Source organism: Candidatus Kapaibacterium sp., from assembly GCA_023957315.1.
In the GTDB taxonomy this organism is placed as follows: Bacteria; Bacteroidota; Ignavibacteria; order Kapaibacteriales; family UBA2268; genus PGYU01.
The window spans coordinates 13,591-32,638 of sequence record JAMLHE010000019.1; the positions used below are offsets into that span (position 1 = coordinate 13,591).

At 39.1% G+C, this 19,048-nt stretch carries 15 protein-coding genes and 1 tRNA gene; 1 reads left to right on the forward strand and 15 read right to left on the reverse strand.

The genetic code is table 11. The features are described 5' to 3' along the window. Positions 1-18: 18 nt before the first annotated feature. From M9949_13915 to M9949_13985, 15 genes are all read right to left on the reverse strand, one after another. Positions 19-2,022, reverse strand: coding sequence for a flagellar hook-length control protein FliK (locus tag M9949_13915; protein ID MCO5252499.1), 2,004 nt, complete (start codon positions 2,020-2,022; stop codon positions 19-21). Between the two features lie 34 nt (positions 2,023-2,056). Further along, on the reverse strand, positions 2,057-2,758 hold the full coding sequence (locus M9949_13920) for a hypothetical protein (protein ID MCO5252500.1): 702 nt from the start codon (positions 2,756-2,758) through the stop codon (positions 2,057-2,059). Between the two features lie 3 nt (positions 2,759-2,761). Continuing rightward, the gene (locus M9949_13925; GenBank protein ID MCO5252501.1) at positions 2,762-3,190 is read right to left on the reverse strand and encodes a flagellar FliJ family protein; all 429 of its coding nucleotides are present in this window, start codon (positions 3,188-3,190) and stop codon (positions 2,762-2,764) included. 52 nt (positions 3,191-3,242) lie between these two features. Next, the gene (locus M9949_13930; protein MCO5252502.1) at positions 3,243-4,592 is read right to left on the reverse strand and encodes a FliI/YscN family ATPase; all 1,350 of its coding nucleotides are present in this window, start codon (positions 4,590-4,592) and stop codon (positions 3,243-3,245) included. Between the two features lie 23 nt (positions 4,593-4,615). Continuing rightward, a complete protein-coding gene (locus M9949_13935) occupies positions 4,616-5,443 on the reverse strand; it encodes a FliH/SctL family protein (protein ID MCO5252503.1) in 828 nt (275 codons plus the stop codon). A 25-nt stretch (positions 5,444-5,468) separates the two neighbouring features. Continuing rightward, the gene (gene fliG / locus M9949_13940; protein MCO5252504.1) at positions 5,469-6,491 is read right to left on the reverse strand and encodes a flagellar motor switch protein FliG; all 1,023 of its coding nucleotides are present in this window, start codon (positions 6,489-6,491) and stop codon (positions 5,469-5,471) included. Between the two features lie 59 nt (positions 6,492-6,550). Next, positions 6,551-8,308 (reverse strand): flagellar M-ring protein FliF, encoded by a 1,758-nt coding sequence (gene fliF / locus M9949_13945; protein ID MCO5252505.1) that lies wholly within the window; start codon positions 8,306-8,308, stop codon positions 6,551-6,553. A 19-nt stretch (positions 8,309-8,327) separates the two neighbouring features. Then, positions 8,328-8,633, reverse strand: a complete 306-nt coding sequence (gene fliE, locus M9949_13950) for a flagellar hook-basal body complex protein FliE (GenBank protein ID MCO5252506.1) — start codon at positions 8,631-8,633, stop codon at positions 8,328-8,330. A 42-nt stretch (positions 8,634-8,675) separates the two neighbouring features. Then, entirely contained in the window at positions 8,676-9,011 is a 336-nt protein-coding gene (locus M9949_13955) for a hypothetical protein (GenBank protein ID MCO5252507.1), read from the reverse strand. Between the two features lie 18 nt (positions 9,012-9,029). Next, positions 9,030-9,515 (reverse strand): flagellar basal body rod protein FlgC, encoded by a 486-nt coding sequence (gene flgC / locus M9949_13960; protein MCO5252508.1) that lies wholly within the window; start codon positions 9,513-9,515, stop codon positions 9,030-9,032. A gap of 53 nt (positions 9,516-9,568) precedes the next feature. Then, positions 9,569-9,997 (reverse strand): flagellar basal body rod protein FlgB, encoded by a 429-nt coding sequence (gene flgB, locus M9949_13965; protein MCO5252509.1) that lies wholly within the window; start codon positions 9,995-9,997, stop codon positions 9,569-9,571. A 213-nt stretch (positions 9,998-10,210) separates the two neighbouring features. Then, positions 10,211-11,515 carry a TolC family protein gene (locus M9949_13970; GenBank protein ID MCO5252510.1) on the reverse strand — a complete coding sequence of 435 codons (1,305 nt, stop codon included), beginning with the start codon at positions 11,513-11,515 and terminating at the stop codon, positions 10,211-10,213. A 13-nt stretch (positions 11,516-11,528) separates the two neighbouring features. Continuing rightward, positions 11,529-14,726, reverse strand: coding sequence for an efflux RND transporter permease subunit (locus tag M9949_13975; GenBank protein ID MCO5252511.1), 3,198 nt, complete (start codon positions 14,724-14,726; stop codon positions 11,529-11,531). Further along, a complete protein-coding gene (locus M9949_13980; GenBank protein MCO5252512.1) occupies positions 14,723-15,859 on the reverse strand; it encodes an HlyD family efflux transporter periplasmic adaptor subunit in 1,137 nt (378 codons plus the stop codon). The genes M9949_13975 and M9949_13980 overlap by 4 nt, the downstream gene beginning before the upstream one ends. 196 nt (positions 15,860-16,055) lie before the next feature. Further along, positions 16,056-16,128 (reverse strand) — tRNA-His (locus tag M9949_13985). A 356-nt stretch (positions 16,129-16,484) separates the two neighbouring features. Here M9949_13985 and M9949_13990 point away from each other — a divergent pair. Next, complete coding sequence (locus tag M9949_13990; protein ID MCO5252513.1) at positions 16,485-19,037, forward strand: Omp28-related outer membrane protein; 2,553 nt, start codon at positions 16,485-16,487, stop codon at positions 19,035-19,037. Positions 19,038-19,048 lie beyond the last annotated feature (11 nt).

The following is a 19,048-nucleotide window of genomic DNA, read 5'->3' on the forward strand; positions in this document are numbered from 1 at the left end:
ATCCTCCTGATGCCTATTTTAGATATATTTTTCAACTATTGTGCCGTTATCGTGTCTTAAAATCTTGTTATCATGCAATTTGTCGTTTCCGTCGCTGCTTTCTGATAATTTTTCATTATTGTAAGTACGTTTAATCTGCTTTTGTTCTTTTTCCGTTTGATTGTGTTTGCCCGAATTGGCTTGCTCATTTGAATCATTCAAGTTGTATTCCACATTGTCGAGTACCAGTCCCTTGCTATGTAATCTCTCTTTCAACATTCCTATAGTTGATTCTACCGCCGACAGAGCTTCCCTTTTTTCACCGGTCAAATGTAATTTGACTACGTTCTTCACTATCTCAAGATGCACAACTATCGTGCCGAGCGATTTAGGATGCATCACTAATTTGGCAGATGAAATCCCATCTGAAGCCTGATTCGTGGCTAACTGCATGATTCGACGTGGAATATCGCTTAGTTTGACCCGTGCAAATTCTTTTGTCGGTGTTTCAGAATCCGTAAGTATATGATTATTAACCAATATATTGTTGGATTTTTGAACAAATGGCGAAATTTTGTTATATAATTCACTTATTTCCGTATTATCACTTTGCTTTGGCAATTTCACCGTCACATCAATATTTTCGTTGAGCTTCAACTCCGAATCTGCCTTATGGCTCTCGCCTTTGACTTGGTTTACAAAAGTATTTTCTTTCGTTGCAGGGCTTTTTTCGTTAGATTGTTGGTTTGATTTTTCTTCTTTTGGCGAATTATCATCAGATTTCGCGTTTGAAGTTTCTATATTTCTAGCAATATATTCCGAATTTTGAACAATTCTATGCAAAATACCGACTTGTTGGTCATTTTTTACTTGATTTGAACCAACTATCGCAGCTTCCGCATTTGGTAACTTGGTTATTGTTGGCTCATTGGCAGTATGCGTTTTGTTCGGTATTTGAGTCGCAAAATCAAGATTTTTACTGAAAATACCTTTGGATAATAATGTCAAATGTTCTAAACTTTGTTGAGCTTGAGTGTTCTGCTCAGTTTTTGGAGCCAATTGATTAGAATTCGCCAAATTATTGATTATGCCGTCAATCGTAATTTTGAGGTGAACATTATCATTTGTTTGAGGAATTTCAACAACATTATTTGTGAATAATTTCGATGTTGGCTGAAATATTTGATTTTGATTTTTATTGGGAATTATTTGGCTAATAATCTCAACTACATTTTTCTCGGATTTAGATTCAGTGTTGGATTGCTTTTGCTCGGTATTTGGCTGAATAACACTTTTTTCGGTGCTTTCAGATGTATTGAGTTTGCTTACGGGATTTACATTTATTTCAGGGATTATTTTAGGTTCTTGCGTGCTTTTTTCCGATTTTGTTCCGTTGGTTAAAATGCTGCCGATTTCTGTATTTTGGGTGTTTGCAGATTCGCTTTGATTAATTGGATTTGATTGGGGATTAATCTCCACGTTCTCAATTTTAATTGCTTGTTGATTCATCACCAAAGTCTGTTCAGTCGCTTTTAATGAGACTTTGGACTCAACCTTTGTGGACATTGCCGATGAATTTGGTGTAATTAATTCGCCGTTCTGAGATGCAATATCGTCTTTCACTTGTCCAATATTAACATCGCTATTTTTTACAACTTTATCGGAATTCAAAATTAATTCGGATTCCGATTCGATATGTTCAGATGTAAAAGTTGGATTTAAAGGGTTTGGGTTTAGGGGTGCAATATCAGATTCGCCAATGACATTTGGAATTGGTGAAGAGATTTGACCTTCGGGGCTAATATTGACATCGCTCAATTCCGATTTTTCGGGAATTGATGCAAGTTCGGCAATTGCAATATCGCCTTCGATAGCAATTAAGCTATTGTCGGATTTGTCGGAGTCCGCTTTGAGTTGATTAGTTGCCAAAGCACTTGCAAATTCGGCACTAAAATCCGAGCCGAGCAAGTTATCAGTCGCATATATTTTACCATCAGCCAAAACAACGGATTGTTCAGGCATCCCGACATTAAAGGCAATCATTGTGCATCCTGCAAATAATGAATTCCTTAGTTATTTACTTGCCCCCGAGGAGCAACATCACTGCGGCATTTTCCGGCTTCATTTGTTCGATGACTTTTCCTGCCTTCCTGGCTTGCATCATCTTCAAAATCCGCGCCGCATCTCTTTGGTCTATTTGCTCCAAAATCCGTGCCACATCGGCAGGATTTGAATTATTATAAATTTTTGCAAATTCTTGGAAATTTTTCACCTCCAAGGAATCAAGTTTTGAAGTTAGAAATTCCTCTGTTACATTCAACTGATTGCGAGTTACGCTCAATTTTCGCAGGGAATCTTCAAGATTTCTTGCCACTTTGTTCAATGAATCACGAAGCGATTGATTTTCATTCATTAACGAGCTCGATAAGCCTGTTACTTTGTTAATCGAATCCCTGATATATTCTGTACTTTCATATACCAGCCTGATTGAATCCATCATATGAGCAACTGATTTATCCAAGGAATCGCGTTCTCTTTTGATTCTTTCTTTCTCGGCAACCGATTTCTCAAAATTCTCGAATTCCTCGGTAGTAATGGTCACAGGTTTCTGTTTCCGAATGATTTTTTCGTTTTCAGCACTTATTGAATCATTAGGGAATAAATTATCCAAACCGACCAAGGCAGGATAGTAGCTAATCACAGAAATAGCCACAAGCACCAAGATTAGAAAACTTGCTGCTAATACCATTATTCCTATGACTAACTGTCTTGCGTTCATCAGCTATTCCTTGATAAGATTTCGGGCAACTTCGTCGAAAAATTTCGATTCTTCGCTTTTAAGTGCTTCTGAGTGTTCATTCATTTTTCTTTCCTTAAGTTTCTCCAAGGCTCTTTCGTCCACCATTGCCTTACTTAATTTATGTCTGCGGAATTCTTCGATTTCGAGAATTTGCTGTTTTTCCTTCCCCAATCTTTCAATTTCGTGGTTCAAATGCTCTTTATGGTTAGAAATCGCCTGCAAATTTGCCGCTTTCAAGAATTTTTTGTCTTCGTAGTTGAGCTCTTTTTTCAATTGGTGATAGTTATCAATGATTTTTTCTTTTTCGAGACGTACTCTTTGGACTTGATACAATGAATCTTGTGCCTGAAGTACTTTTTCACTTCGTAATTTTAGTACAGATTCGAGTCTGAAATTGAATTTTTTAGCCATTATTTATCACTCAATTGATTTTCATGAAAAAAATATACTTACAAATATAAAATTATTTTTTTAGAGTAGTTTGGTCTATCATTTCTTTAATGCTCAAAATAGAACCCGTAGTCTCTTCAAAATCGCTTACTTCATCAGACTTTTGCATCAGGAACATGTTGATTATATCATGGAAAGCTACTGCTTTGTCTGTTTTGAGATTTATTCCTTTTTGGTATGCACCAACGCTGATTAAATCTTCCGCAATTTTATACGTAGCGAGTAATTCCGCCAACAGTGCAGCGGAATCTTTGTGCTTTGGTGTGATAATATCATTTCTGACCCGACTGATGCTTTCCAAAACGTCAATCGCCGGATAATGCCCCAATGAAGCCAATTTCCTGGATAAAACAATATGCCCGTCCAAAATGCCTCTTGCGGCATCGGCAATAGGCTCGTTCATGTCATCACCTTCTACAAGCACGGTATAAAGCCCTGTAATAGAGCCGATGTGTGATGTACCGGCACGTTCCATAGTTTTTTGCAGAGTACTGAATACCGATGGCGTGTAACCTTTGGTTGTAGGTGGCTCGCCGATGGTAAGTCCAACTTCGCGTTGTGCCATTGCCAATCTGGTGACCGAATCCATCATTAGCATCACGTCTAAGCCTCTATCGCGAAATGATTCGGCGATTGTGGTTGCTACGAGTGCAGCTTTCACCCTGACTAATGCCGGGGCATCACTTGTGGCAACTACTACAATTGAGCGTTTCAGCCCTTCTTCGCCAAGGTCTCTTTCGATAAATTCTTTGACTTCTCTGCCGCGTTCGCCAATTAATGCTATCACATTTATATCGGCGGAAGTATTACGTGCAATCATACCGAGCAGAGTAGATTTGCCCACGCCTGAGCCTGAAAATATGCCTACACGTTGCCCTTTGCCGATTGTAAGCATTCCGTCAATAGCGCGAATTCGAGTATAAATCGGCTCTGTGATTCGACTTCTTTGGAGTGGGTTTGGCGGTTGTGCGTATATCGAACGTGATTCGCGGCTTCGGATGAGCCCTTTGCCGTCAATCGGATTGCAAAGTCCGTCCACAATTCGCCCTAATAAACCGTCACCTACGCTAATGCTTAAAGTTTTGCCGGTAGCTTCAATTTCCATACCAGGAGAAATGCTACTCAAATCTCCAAGTACCATTGATAAAATTTTTCTGCCATCTTTGAATCCGACAATTTCAGTTTTTGTGACTTCTTTGCCGTTTCTGTCTTTTAAAATACAAATTTCGCCAATTGGTGCTTTGGGACCATCGCTTTCCAAAACCAAACCGACAACCTTATTGACTTTGCCTTTCAAAACGTAATTCTGCGGACGAGTTAAAGCCTTTATCAATCCGTTTTCTATTTTTTCTGCTATTAGCATTTCATTTTTCTTTTTTCAAAATCTTATTCAAAAAACTCATCAATTCCGGACTCTTTGTCTGTTTCCTCTTCGATTACCATTCGGATGCTCTCCAATTGAGTCGAGATACGTGCATCTACAATTCCTGCATCTGTGTGCAAAATACATCCGCCACGGTCCACCTCTTCATCGGACGAAATTTCAACAGTTCTACCCAAAGTTTTGTCGTTGAATAGCTTTGGTCGTTGGCTGTTTATGATTTCGTAATCTTCGGGATTGACAGACAATTTCATGATAGATTCTTCATCTATCGAATTAATTGCTTTGCGAACTAATTGGAAAATGAGATTATTGTCTCGTTCGATTTCGCGTTGAATCAAGTGCTCGGTAATAATAATTGCGACTTTGACAGAAGATTTTTCAAGAAGAAGAATTTCATCGGAAAAATCTGAACGCATTTGCTCGAGAATCGTATGAACGCTTTTAATCCAAGTTCGATGGTCATTTAGCTCTTTTTCATAAGCAGCACCGGATGATTCCTGCCCATCTTGAAAACCTTTGTCGTAGGCATTTTGCACTTCAACTTTTGCTTCTTCGAGCGAAATTAATCCACGTGTGATATTATTTAGCGAAATGCTGATTGGCTGATTTGATTCCGAAAATGCAAATTTTTCGATAAAAACCGGTTTATCGGGTACTTTAGGTTGATTTAACTCTTCGTTTTCAACTATCGCTTTAGCGGCTTCTTTTGCTTTATTGTAGGACAAATCCTTGAACTTATGTTCTTTGATTTGTTGTTCGAATGCCCTCTCTGAGCGAATGATTTTGACATGACTTTTGTGTCGCGGTATTTTTATTATTATTTCGCCCATAGCCTTGCTTATTATTAATCAATGATTAAACAAACACATCCTCTTTACCTCTGCCACCGACAGTGATTTCTTCACTTTCTTCCAATTCTTTGATAACGTCCACGATGCGCATCTGGGCACCTTCTACGTCTTTCAGTTTGACAGGACCCATGAATTCGAGTTCTTCTTTGACAACTGCGGCAGCACGTTCGGACATATTCTTGAAGATTTTCGTTCTGATTTTTTCGTCGGCAACTTTGAGCGACAGAGCCAAATCCTTTTTGTCCACATCTCGCAAAATCCTCTGAATACTCTTATCATCAATAAGAATAATATCTTCGAACAAGAACATGAGGCGCTTGATTTCGATAGCCATATCCGGACGCTTTTCTTCGATATTCTCGAGCATAGATTTGGCAATTCCTGTAACGCTTTTGTTCAATATATTGGCTACAAGTTGGGCACCACCTGCTTGTGCTAAATTTTGGGACAATGTAGCTTCGGCGATTTCATCCACAACAAATTCAATTTCGGATACAAGTTGTGGTGATACTTTGCCAATAGTAGCAATTCTCATGATAGTCTCGGTGCGAATATCATCTTTAAATTCAGCCAAAACTTCTGCGGATTGGTCTGGAGGCAAGTGAGATAATATAAGTGCGATTGTTTGGGGATGCTCTTTGGAGAGGAAACTTGCCAATTGCTGCGGGTCTGCTTTTTTGAGTATATTGAAACCACGTACAGTGGTTAACACTCGAATTTTTTCGATTATTTCACGAGCACGTTCGACTCCATAAGTTTTTTCGAGTAATATCTGAGCATATTCGATGCCGCCTTCGACCATAAAGCTTTGGGCAGTCATCAATTCATAGAATTCTTCGATTACGTCTTCTACGACATTTGGTGGCAAATCTCGCAAATGACTTATTTCTACAGCAATTTGTTCCACTTCCTTCATCTCAAGCTCTCGGAATACTTTTGCTGCCACATCTATATCCATAGACATGAGTAGGACGGCAGCTTTTTGTCTGCCTGAGAGTTCACTCACTTGAATTACTTGCTTTTTCATATATTCGATTTTATATTTTCTTGAGATTATTAAATTGCAAAAATCATATTATTGCAAATTTAAGCATTTCTATCTTGCGAGATAAGCAATCTGATTAATCTGATTGCATCTTCGGTTTGCTCGTCAAGATATTCTTCAACTTTATTCTTCAATTCAATTTTCATCATAGCATCTTCGGTCAGCTTCGGAGCAAATGCTTCGTTGATTTGCACCCTTGCACGTTCTGCTAAAGAAGTTTTGTCGAAAGTAGTGTCGTCCAACATAGCAGCAGGTTCGCCTCTTTCGAGTAGTTGTTCTTCACGTTCGCCTTCTAAAAGGAATTGCTCCGGCAAATCTGCAGGAAGCAACAACATATCGTTTTCATCAATGTCGAGGTCTTCCAATCGGTCATGCACTTCTTCTATTTCATCTTCCAATTCCATGTCAAATTTTTGTGGCAATTCCATTGCTATACGCATCCGCTCTTTGACTTGTTTGGATTGGAGCAGTCTATACATAATCAAAAAGGCAATAATCATGGCAATAGCCAATACAATAAGCTTTCTGTTCTCGGGGTCATCATACCACATTGCTTGATGAACGGTCAACGGCTCCAATTCATCGGCTATGGTATCGAATTGGACACCAAGAACTGATATTTGGTCATTTCTTGATGGGTCAAATCCGATAGCATTTTTGATGATTTCTGTCATTTTGTTAATTTCTTCATCGCTTCGGGGGATGTAGGCATAATATCTTGTGCCGCTCGAATCTGCTATAGTGTAAGTTCCGTTAATCATAGCCGCAACTGACAATCTTTTGACTCCACCTGTGCTATGAATAATATGTTCGACGGTTTGGGCAATTTCATAATTGGAGATAATGTTTGAATTTTCCTGGTCCATATTGACCGCAGGATAGCTCAACGAATCCGATGATTTGTTTGTTCCGGCGATAGTTTGTTCGCTTCGGATAACTTGTCTATCGGGGTCGTAATCTGTTTTTGTTTGTTCAATTTGAGTAAAGTCAAGCTCTGCCGTCACTCGGACATTAGAATTATCAACTCCTATAGCCATATCCAACATACTTTGAACTTTCGCCGTCAAATGTTCCTCCACTTTGCGTTGTTGCTCCAACTGTTGTGAAGTCAATCCTGCAACACTTGTCAAATCGTGTGGTGGCTCGGAAATCAATTTCCCTTTTTGGTCAACAACAGTAACATCGTCAGAGTTCATACCTTCGATACTACTCGAAACCATAGTTTGGATGCCGGTAACTGTACGTTGATTGAGGTTTTTTCCCGATTTCAATCTTAAAGTGACCGAAGCAGTAGGTTTTTTTTGGTCTTTTTGAAATAGGGCTTTTTCGGGAATAACTAAATGCACTCTTGCTTTTTGGACTTCATCAATTGACGAAATCGTTTTTGAAAGCTCGCCTTCTAAAGCTCGGCGATAATTCAATTTCTGAACAAATTCGGACATGCCGAGATTTGTTTTGTCGAATAATTCATAACCAACGATGCCGGATTCGGGCAATCCTTCGCCTGCCAGATTAATTCTGGCTTCCAGCATCTTGTCCTTTTCTACTAATATTGTTGAACCGCCGTCGGCGATTTTATATTTTATTTGTTGCGTTTTTAGACTTTCGATAATTTTTGAAGCGTCTTGTTGCTCCAAACTTGTGTATAGCACGCTGTATTCTTTGTCGGAGCCGGCTGCAATAATTAAAACTAATGCCCCAATAATAACAATCGGCGATGCTATAATCATCACTTTTTGCCATAAGACAAGGTCAGAGAAGAAACTTTTCATTTGTTGAAAGAAATTTGCATCAGCCATTATGATTTCTCAGGATTAATTAAACTTGCATACGGTTAACTTCACGATACAAATCCAGCCCTTTGTTGCGAAGTTCGAGCAACAATTGGAAAGCAGTTCTTGCTTTTTGAGAGGCAATCATAACGTCGTGAATTTCAACCGGTTCGCCTTTGATTAATCTTTCCGTCATATCGCCTGATTCTTTCTGCAGATGATTTACGTCTGTAATCATCTCTTTCAGGGTATCACTGAATTTGGTGCCGGATGCAGGAGTTGGCTGTGCAGATTCTTTCTGCCACGTCAATGGCAAAAATTCGCCATCTTTTTTGATTTCGTTTATAATCATTGTGAATCCTTCAATTTATGAACGTCCCTTGTTCTCTAAAATCTAAACTTTCCCGTCCACAATCATGCCCTTGCTGATTTGCGGATTAGTGACTTTCCCGTTTCTGTTGAACAGAACATGATTTTCTATAACTGCAGAACTTTCGGGAAACATTTTTATAAAGAATTTTCTTTCTTGTTTTGTGATAATTTTTTCGGGATTGATTTTGTTCCCGAGCAAACTTTCATTCGATAATACAATCTCATCTTTGACTTTATCAACAGATGATTGCATTGATGAACCGTTAACACCATTGGTCTTATTATGCGCTATGCCAAGACCATTGTCTGCGTTATTGTTCGTGTATGTATTGTATGAATTTAGTACGGGTATTTTCATTTGTCTGTCCTATTTCCATCAAATTTCAAGTGAATATCGTGCCACATTTTTTGCGGCATCCACTACCTGGGTGTTAGCATCAAAGGCTCTTTGAGCAGTAATCATCTCTACCATTTCAGTCACAATATTGATATTTGGCATATGGACATATCCCTGCTCATCGGCTTCAGGATGATGCGGGTCATATACAAGTCGGGGAGGTGTGTTGTCCTTGACAGTTTTTGCCTGCAAAACCTTTGGTTCATCGGGAGCAAGAGTGTCTTTGATATTTGGTCCATGCTCATCATTGGTTTTCACAATCTGAATTTGAGCTTCCAATTCTCTCTCGAAGGGGCTATCGGCTACAGCTCTGACCACCACGACTTCCCTTTGGTAGGGTTTGCCGTCGGGACCTTTGGTTGTATTTGCATTTGCTATGTTATTAGCCACTGCTGACAGTCTCATTCGTTGGACTGTCATCCCTTGACCACTTGTATCGAAAGAAGTAAATATATTACTTGCCATTTTTTTCCCCTAAACAAAATTAAGCATTTGCCCAAAAAATTCAAACAGTAAAATTACTGATTGCTGATATTACCGGAAATCACTTGAGTTAAACCCCTGAAATATTTGCTTATCATTTGAGATGCAAATCTGAATTTGATTTGGTTTTGAGCCATTTCTGACATTTCTTTATCAATATTCACATGTGTTTCGCCGGAAAAATAGACTTCCGATGAAGGGACAGGAGCATTCTCTCGTTCAGCTGTAGCAAATTCGCCACTCGACGCGCCCAATGGAATATGTCGAGATTGCGTTTCGCTGCCACCTAATGCGATTTGTTGCTCATGAAAAAACTCCTCAAATTTGACCTGTTGCGGACGATAATGAGGTGAATTCACATTGGCAATGTTCTTCGAATGAACTTTTTGCCGCTCCGAATACGCATCTAATGCCGAATTCATAAGGGGCAATCTGTTTTTGAACATGTGAAATCGTAATATCATAGCACTCACTTTTTTTAAATTTCAATTCTGAAGTAACAAAATGAATGCCAAAGGATTTTTGGTTTATCCTACGGAAATTGAGTTAGTAAGACTGATTCTAAACTATCGTTGTGGAAAAGTTTTTTTAAATGTTGTTAAAGTATAAAAAAAAGCTATAAAAATATAAATTGAATGATGAATATTATACTATGGCTTAAAAAATTCGCCATCTTATTATTCGGCTATTTGAAATGTGCCAGTTAGGATTTGCAATTCAATTTCGGCAAATTTTGCATCGTATTTGGCATTGTTGATTCGCTCTTGACTTCGCATAAGATTAAGTTGTGCTTCGCGGAACTCAATGTAAGTCGCTCGTCCCAAATCATATTCCTCACTCGTGCGGTCGAAATTGCTTTGGGCAATAGCGATATTCGATTGTTCGAGTTCATAAATAGCCAAACGCCGCGAATAATTTTCGTACATGTTATGGAGTAGCATGTCCAAATTTGCTCTGACCATTTCGATATTGATTTCTTGAATTTCAATCATCAACTTCGAATTTTGTGCATTTATAATATGTCTCGAGCCATCCATCACATTCCATTGCAGATTAATTCCACCTGCCAAACCTTCGGATTGGTTGACAAGGAAAAACCCCGCATCAGCTTCCGAACGAGAATAGTTATAGCCGGCTGTTGCAGTAATGCGCGGATAGAACTGCGCCAAAACGAGCTTTCTGTCCTTTTCGGAAATCTCTTTGTTAATCACGGCGCGCATTAGCGTAGCATTATTTTCATACATTGATTCTCGCAGTGCATCAATATTTTGCAAATTTGCAAAATTTATGACACTATCCGGTTGGATTTGGCGGATTATATTTGCTCCGCTTAGATAATTCAAGGCACGCAAGAAATTAGTAAATGCCAATTCGGATTGCATAAATGAAGAACTGTCCGTGTTTTTATCGACTTGTACGCGCAGCAATTCCAAATTCAGTGCCGCACCGAATTCCATCCGATTCCTGATTCTTTCAATTCGCTTATCGTGCAATTCAAGACTTGAGGACAAAATCTTCATATTTGATTCTTGCTTCAAAGCATTGAAGTAATTCAAAGCAAGCTCGCGAGTCATAGTTTCAATCATTATCTTTAGTTCGATTTTGCTTCTTTCGCGTAAATCTTTCAGCTTATCAAAATTTGCAAACATGGCAAGCCCGTCAAACAAGGTCAATCCGACTTGAAGTCCGGCGTTATTGGTTTTAGTGATGTTATCCACGCTTCCGATTCGCTGTCCTGTTGCCAATTGTATCTCGAGGTCAGTCATTGAATATTGAAATGAACGAGTAATATCAATCCGTGGCAGCATTCCGGCATTGCCGATATTTACGTTTTTCTCGGCAATTTGTTCGCTCACTTTCCCGATTTTTATCGAATAATTGTTCAAAAGTGATTCACGAACCAAATCTTCGAGCGTGAAAATTTGCTGCGAATGAACTATGATAGGGAGCAATAATATTATAGCAAAAATGATTCTTTTCATGTCAACATATTCTTTAGTTCATGTACAATTTGATTTTCTTTTCCTCGATAATAGAGGGTTCGACTTCTTCGGGGCTAACTTTATTGCCTGTTACAATTCGGCGGACTATTCTGCGAGCATCGTTCAAGAGGCTCAAGAACACAGGCAGATAAATCAAAACAAAGACAGAACCGACGAGTAAGCCGTATGCAACTGAAATAGCCATTGGTATGAGAAATTTAGCCTGTAAACTCCGTTCTGCGAGTAATGGAAATAAGCCCAAAACAGTCGTCGTTGTCGTGAGTAAAATCGGGCGGAATCTATTGACTCCGGCAGATAATAGTGCATCGTGGACACTCATTCCGTTTTTGAGGAAGCCGTTGTAAGTGTTTGTGTAAACAATAGAGTTATTGACCAAAATGCCGACTAAGGCAATCAATCCATATACAGACATAATATTCACAGGAGTAGATTGAGCAAAGTGTCCCCAAAATGCTCCAATAAGACCAAAGGGTAATAATGCAAAAACTACAGCGGCTTGAGTAAATGAACGGAAACTAAGCACAACGAGGAAATACATGATAACAAATGCTATCGACAGCCCTGTTCTGCCGGTGTTTGCCATTTTGAGTACTTCGCGGCGCTGCCCGGATTCTACGGTTGTGACGCCGGGATATTTCTCGAAAATTGGCTCTAAGACTTCTTTTGTGATTCGCTCCAAAATTGGCGGAACTTCAGCATTTTGGTCCACAATATCTGCACTAACCGTTACTTCTCGCTTTCCGTCAATATGATTAATCACAGTCTTGCCGCGAACAATCTCATAATCTATCAATTCGCCTAACGGGTATTCGTTGCCGTTTGGTAATCGAATTCTGATATTTTCAAATTTCCCCAGATTCGACCTGTCTGATTCGGAATACCTCACCCAGACTTTGATTTCGTCATCGCCACGTTGCAATCTTTGCACTTCATCGCCAAAAAAGCCTTGTCGAATCCTGCGAGCAATGTCGGCATTTGTCAAGCCAAGTAGAAATGCCTTTTCCTTAAGCGTTACTCTTACCTCACGAAGTCCTTGCGGGTCATTATCGGAAACGTCATCAATTTCGGACATATTTTGCATGGCTGCTTTGAGCTCTTCTTTAGCTTTTTCGATATATTCGAGATTGGGTGAAACGAGCGAAAATGAAATTGGCTTGCCGAATATTGAGCCACCAGCGAAAAGCAATTTATCAGCCTCGTAAACAGGTCCCACTTTATCGCGGATAGCATTTGCTATTTTGAAACTTTCGATATTCCGTTCTTCGCCATTCATCAGCACAATCTGGATTACGCCGTCACTTCCTGTGGCTACTGAAGAAAAAGCAAGTCCCATTCCACCTGAAAAACTTGCACCTGCTGCAACTTTTTTGATTACATATTTAATGACATTTTTGCCGTCTTCGCGTTCGGATTTAAACTCATCATTAACCTCCCAAGCGGCTTTTTCTATTCTGTTCATGACCTCTTCTGTCAGATTATCTCGTGTGCCGGAAGGCAGTGCCAAAGTTATATCGAAAGCGTCGGTATCAATGTATGGAAAGAAGGTAAATTTGATATGACCGCCCGATATGCCGCCGAAAGTCACAACTGTGATTAATATCAGGATTCCGATAGCAATAAGTCTGAAACGGAGAAAAAAATCTAATGACTTCCGATAAAAAACATCACGCGGATATGCCAATAAATTATCAAGGAATAGTCTGATTTTATTTGCAGATTTTGCACTGTGCAATGCTTTTGAGTGCGCCAAATGTGAAGGCAATATAATAGCAGCTTCGATTAGGGAAAATATCAGAGCAAAAATCACCACAAATCCCATATCTCGCATTGCTGCACCCGAACGACCATCCAAAAACAAAAATGGCATGAACATCACGACTGTCGTTAGTACAGCAAAAACTATAGACGGCAATACTGCGAGTGTGCCTTCGATAGCAGCCGCAAAGGGCTTTTTGCCTTGTTCGTAATATTGATAAATCTGCTCGGCAATTACAATCCCATCATCTACCAGAATCCCAACGACTACAATGCAACCAAATAATGATATCGCATTGATTGTCATCCCGAATAGAAATCCTACCAAAAACATTCCCAAAAATGACAATGGAATCGCAAGCGAGACCCAAAATGCTAATCTGAAATTCAAAAATAATGCAAGTGCGAGCAAAACCAACATGGCACCTTGTGTACCATTTCTCATCAGAGTGTCAATTCTTTTGCGGAGAGATTCGGTGAAATCATTTAAAATCATTGCTTGGAAATTCGGATTTTTAGCATCGAATTCTTCGACATAGAGCTTGACATTTTCCGTGATTTCTAATATATTTTCGCCAACAATTTTGTTGATTGTAAATACGACAGCTCTTTTGCCATTAATGTATGTTCGCTGGGGGTTATCTTCCCAAGTGTTCTTTATTTCGGCTATATCACGAAGCCTCACCACTCTGCCGTCAGGCATTGCAAGCACAGGAATATCGGTCAAACTTACTGCAAAATAATGCTTTTGGTTGAGCCTGATGATGATTTCTTCGTTTTCTGTTTTGATTGTACCGGCAGTGAGTTCTACATTGGACATTCTCAAAGCTCGCGTCACATCGTCAATTGTGATGCCGAATGCTCGCAAATCATTATCTCGGACATATGCTACAATTTCCTCTTCAGGGTAGCCGCTAATTGCAATTTGCGAAATTCCCGAGATTGACCTCAAATCGTATTCAATCATTTTCGCAGTAGCTTTGAGTGAGTTCAAATCATCGGGTCCGGTAATACCGAAACTTATAGCAAATTCCGAAGCCGGAGTTTTGGCAACTACGGGCGGTTCGATTCCTTGCGGAAATGAATTTATTCGCTCAACTGCATTTTTGACATCCATCAGCACTTCGCCCATGTCATAACTGCGAAATACTTCGACCATTATGCTTGCGAAATTTTCCTGTGAAGTAGATGTGTATCTGTCAATTCCTTGAATCCCCTTCAGATTGTCTTCGATTTTCTGGACAACGCCTTGCTCGATTTCCTCCGGAGAGGCACCCGGATAGACAACCGTAATCGAAATCATGTTCGAATCGAGTTCGGTAAAGAAGGATGTTTTCATATTGAGCAAAGCCAAAAGCCCAAAAATCATAATCAGAATTTTGATTACATTTGCCCAAGCCGGATATTTAATAAACCACGTTAGCAACCCTCTCATTGGTCACCTTTTGTGCCATTGTTGAATAATGGTTCGATGCTCATCCCAATTTCAGCATTTGCAAGCGGTTCGGTTATGATGATAGTATCGGGATTGACACCTTTGATATAAACTATATCGTCACCAATTTGGATTACCTCAACTTCAATTTTTGCTAATTTGCCCTCATCAGCTACATAAACAAAGCGGTTGTTTATCAGAGCGGCACGAGGGATTTCGATGCTTTCGGCAATTTTTATGCCTTGTGTATTGGCTTTCAGATACATTCCCTCTTTCAAACCCTGTCCCGAAAGATAAACAAATACCTTTACCGATTGAGTTCCCGGGTCAATGTTTCGGGCTATTCGGGCAATTTTGCCCTGCCACTTCATATCATTATCAGGGGAACTGATTTCGACGATAGAACCATCAATTAGCAATTTTGCATTATCCGACGTAAATGTAAGTTCAAGTTCAAATTGCCCTGTGCCGGATAATTTGCCGAGTTTTTGCCCGATTCTTACCAATGAACCGGCTTCTACCATGCTTTCGGTTACGATGCCATCAAATGGAGCGCGCAAGATATGCTTTTCCATACGCAATTCAGCATTTTTGACATTATAAAATGATTGGAAAACTTTTCGCGAAGCCAAGAAATATTTTTCTTTGGAGCTTGAGTATTGCGGCAGTTCCTCGATGTTTTTTTTCAGGTCGTATCGCTCGAGATATCCTGACCATTTGCCGTACTCGTTCGGGTAATCTGATTTGATATCCGCCATAATGCCGGCAAGCAAATTCAGGAATTCGCTACGCAACGAAAGAAGATTTATTTCGGCTTCGTCAGATTCGATTTCGAGCATAACAGTTCCCTTCGGAAATGAGTTGCCCACTTTGAATCTTGAAGATGCGAGTGTCATTTTGCCGCCAACTTCCGAGAAAACTTCAATCGAATTCATCGAGCGAAGTCTGCCGTATGCTTCGAGTACCGGTGTGTGGTCAGCGTATTCGGCTTTGATAGCTGTGGCGTATTTTGTGGTCGAAAAAGCTTTGACATCAGGTGTCTTAGGCTTTTTCGTGGTCATGGCTTTGAACGCAATAAATGCTATGATTATAATTCCCAAAAAGCCCAAAACATTGAATATCCTTTGTCTCATAAGTTTACCATATTGCCCGATAAGAATAAAATTATCAATAATTGAAAATTAACTTATCAAAAGTCGTTTCAGTATATTCGATATTTTAGTATATTCAAACGAGAAGATTTAAGCTGTTGGGGGTTTGAAATAGGGATTCGCTATGTAATATACCTACAGTGGCATCCGACATAGGAATACATAAAGCAGTGTGAAGGGCGACTGACGGGGCTCGAACCCGCGACAACCAGAGCCACAATCTGGCACTCTACCTGCTGAGCTACAGCCGCCATAGAATTACAAAAATACGCAAATTTTTTCTAACTTGCAAGATAAATAATTTGAGAGAAAAAATGAGTAACTAATTGAAACTTTTTCCGAACTTAAGTGTTAGTTTTATAAGTAGGAGAAGTCTATATAAGAAATATTTCAAAATAGTTGATGTTTTTTTGGGAATTTGTTTTGTTGATAATGATTTTTTTTTTAATTTTATAAATTAGGAATGGAAGTTTTAAAGAATTGTTAATTATTTAAGATTTTCTTCAAGGTTTTTGTAACTTTTTATTATTTGAAATTGTTATAGTAATGGTGAATACAAAAAGTACACAATAAAGTGTTATATTAAAATAAATTTATAGGAGATATTATGAGTACAAGTTTTACAAAAGTATTGAGAATGCTAACAATTCTCAGTTTTGTCGTATTGTTTGCGGCTACGTCACCTCTCGAGGCACAAAAAAGAGTCCTAATCGAACAACATACAGGCGCTTGGTGCGGTTGGTGTCCGGATGGTTCATACAGAGTTTCCGAAGTTTTGAAAGAATTCCCTGACCAAGTCATCGGTGTTAAATGGCACAATGGTGATGCAATGCAAATACCTGAACAACAGACAATAGCTCAATCTTTCGGAATCACCGGTTACCCGCAAGGTATCGTTGACCGTACAGTTTATAACGGCGGAATGGCTTTAAATCGTGGTGATTGGAGAGGCGCTGCAATAGCAAGACTTAACGCTCCTCCAATATTCAAGTTAGAATTAGATTACTCTTACAATGCAACTACAGAAATGATTACGGCAACTATTAGAGCTGAAGTTTTAACTAATGACCCACGTCAATTTGCTTTCAATGTATATGTAATGGAAGATAAGGTCTCCGGTCCTAACAACAATCAGTGGAATCAACAAAATTATTTATCTAACCGTCCGGGATTTGAAGACAATCCATACTACAAACAACCTTCCGTTATAGTTGGCTACGAACACATGTCTGTCGTTCGTAATGCTTTTGGCGGTGCTTATGGTGACACACAAAAATTTCAAAAAGGTGTCAAAGCGGGGGAAGAATACACTCAAACTTTCTCTATGAAAAAAGCTGCTGATTGGAAACCACAAGATTTATATGTTGTTGGTTTAGTTCAAGCGTTTGTTGTAAGTGGTCAATCTTTGACTGACGGTTCAATCGTAAATGCAATCGAAGTCGGTAAAAAAATGCCTGCTTTTGCAAAACTTGAAACAGATCTTGAATACACAATGATGACTTTAGGTCAGGATTTTTCACACAATATTGTTGTAAGCAATCCACAAGATTTTGAACTTGAAGTTGACCTTTCTATAGATGCAGCTGAATCAAATTACCCAAGCAATTGGGCTCCAACTTTAAGCAAGACAAAGGTTATTCTTCCGGCAAAGGGAGAAACTGAGGTAATTTTAAATCTTAATGCTCCTGACGGCAGACCAAATTTTGCTACATTTACTGTTAAAGCAACACCTGTTTCTAAGAACAACATAGAAGTAGCTTCTACAAATACCCAATTCAATGTTTTAACTGATAATACTAAGCATCTTGTGTTTGGATTGAATCCAAATGCAGAATTATTCAAATCAGCATTAGCAATGAATTTAGATTATGGAATGAATATGGTTTATATGCCATTGCCAAGAAGCAAAGTTGAAGCAGCTTTGAATGCATACCAAGCCGGAAATTTTGATTTTATTTATATTTCTTCTTCTTATAATACTCGTGGTCTTTTCTCTACTAATTGGGCAGAAGCAACATTGATTCGTAACTATTTGAAAGATGCTGTAAATGCAGGGAAGAAAATCTTACTTTCATCTGAACTTGATATGCATATTACTTTTAATACAACTGATGGTTCTGCAGATGCAAAAGCATTTTTTGGCAATACACTTGGTATTGGCTCTGCTACAAGTCCTCTACAATTAGTTCAAACAAACCAACAAGGTCAAATCACTGGTTATTTCTATGCTGACATCCAAGGTGTAAGTGGCGACCCAATCGGCAATGGTATGACTTTCTCGATTAACAAAAATGCCGGAACTGCTGCAAATAAAAGATTATTTTTTGCAGAAAATTTAACAGCAAGCGGTGCGGCTACAGCATTCTTAAATTACACCTCTCCTGCCGGAATTGCCGGTGTTAAGTCTCAAGTGGGCAACTCGCGTATTGTTTATCTCAGTTTCAACTTCGAAGCTGCAGATGACCAAGTTAAATCCAAACTTGCAAGCGAAATCATGGATTGGTTATTTGCAGAACCACAAACTACTGCTCCTGCTATGACTTTGAGTACACAAGAGCTTGATTTTGGTACTGTACACAAAGGTGAATACGAAGTGCAATCATTTATACTAAGAAATGTTGGTAATGCACCATTGACCTTCACAAAAATTGAATTGCAAGACAACGCGGAAGGAACTTTCACTATTACCGAAGGTGGCAGTTTAGCATCTTTAGGTGAAGGCGGAACACGCACAATCGAAGTTAAATTTTCTCCCGACAATGTTGAGACTACTACAAATTACTCAGCGAATTTGGTAATTCAATCAAATGACCCGAATAATCCAAATGCAACAATTACTATGGAAGGTATTGGTGTTGACCCTGCTTCGGTTGACGAAGTCGTGTCAGTTGACGGGCTTTTCTCGATGAGTGTAGGACCAAATCCAGTAAATACAATTTCAACATTTAACTATACAATCAACGGTACTGCAGCTCAATTCATCAATGTCAAAATGATTGATGCAAGCGGCAGAACAATCCAACAAATAGTAAAAGAAAGCCTCGCACCCGGCACTTTCAATGCTGAGATTAATGCAGGTAACTTAACTTCCGGAACATATTATATTATGGCTGAAATCAACGGCGTTACAACACAAATGCCCGTTGTTGTAGTTAAGTAATATTTGTTCTT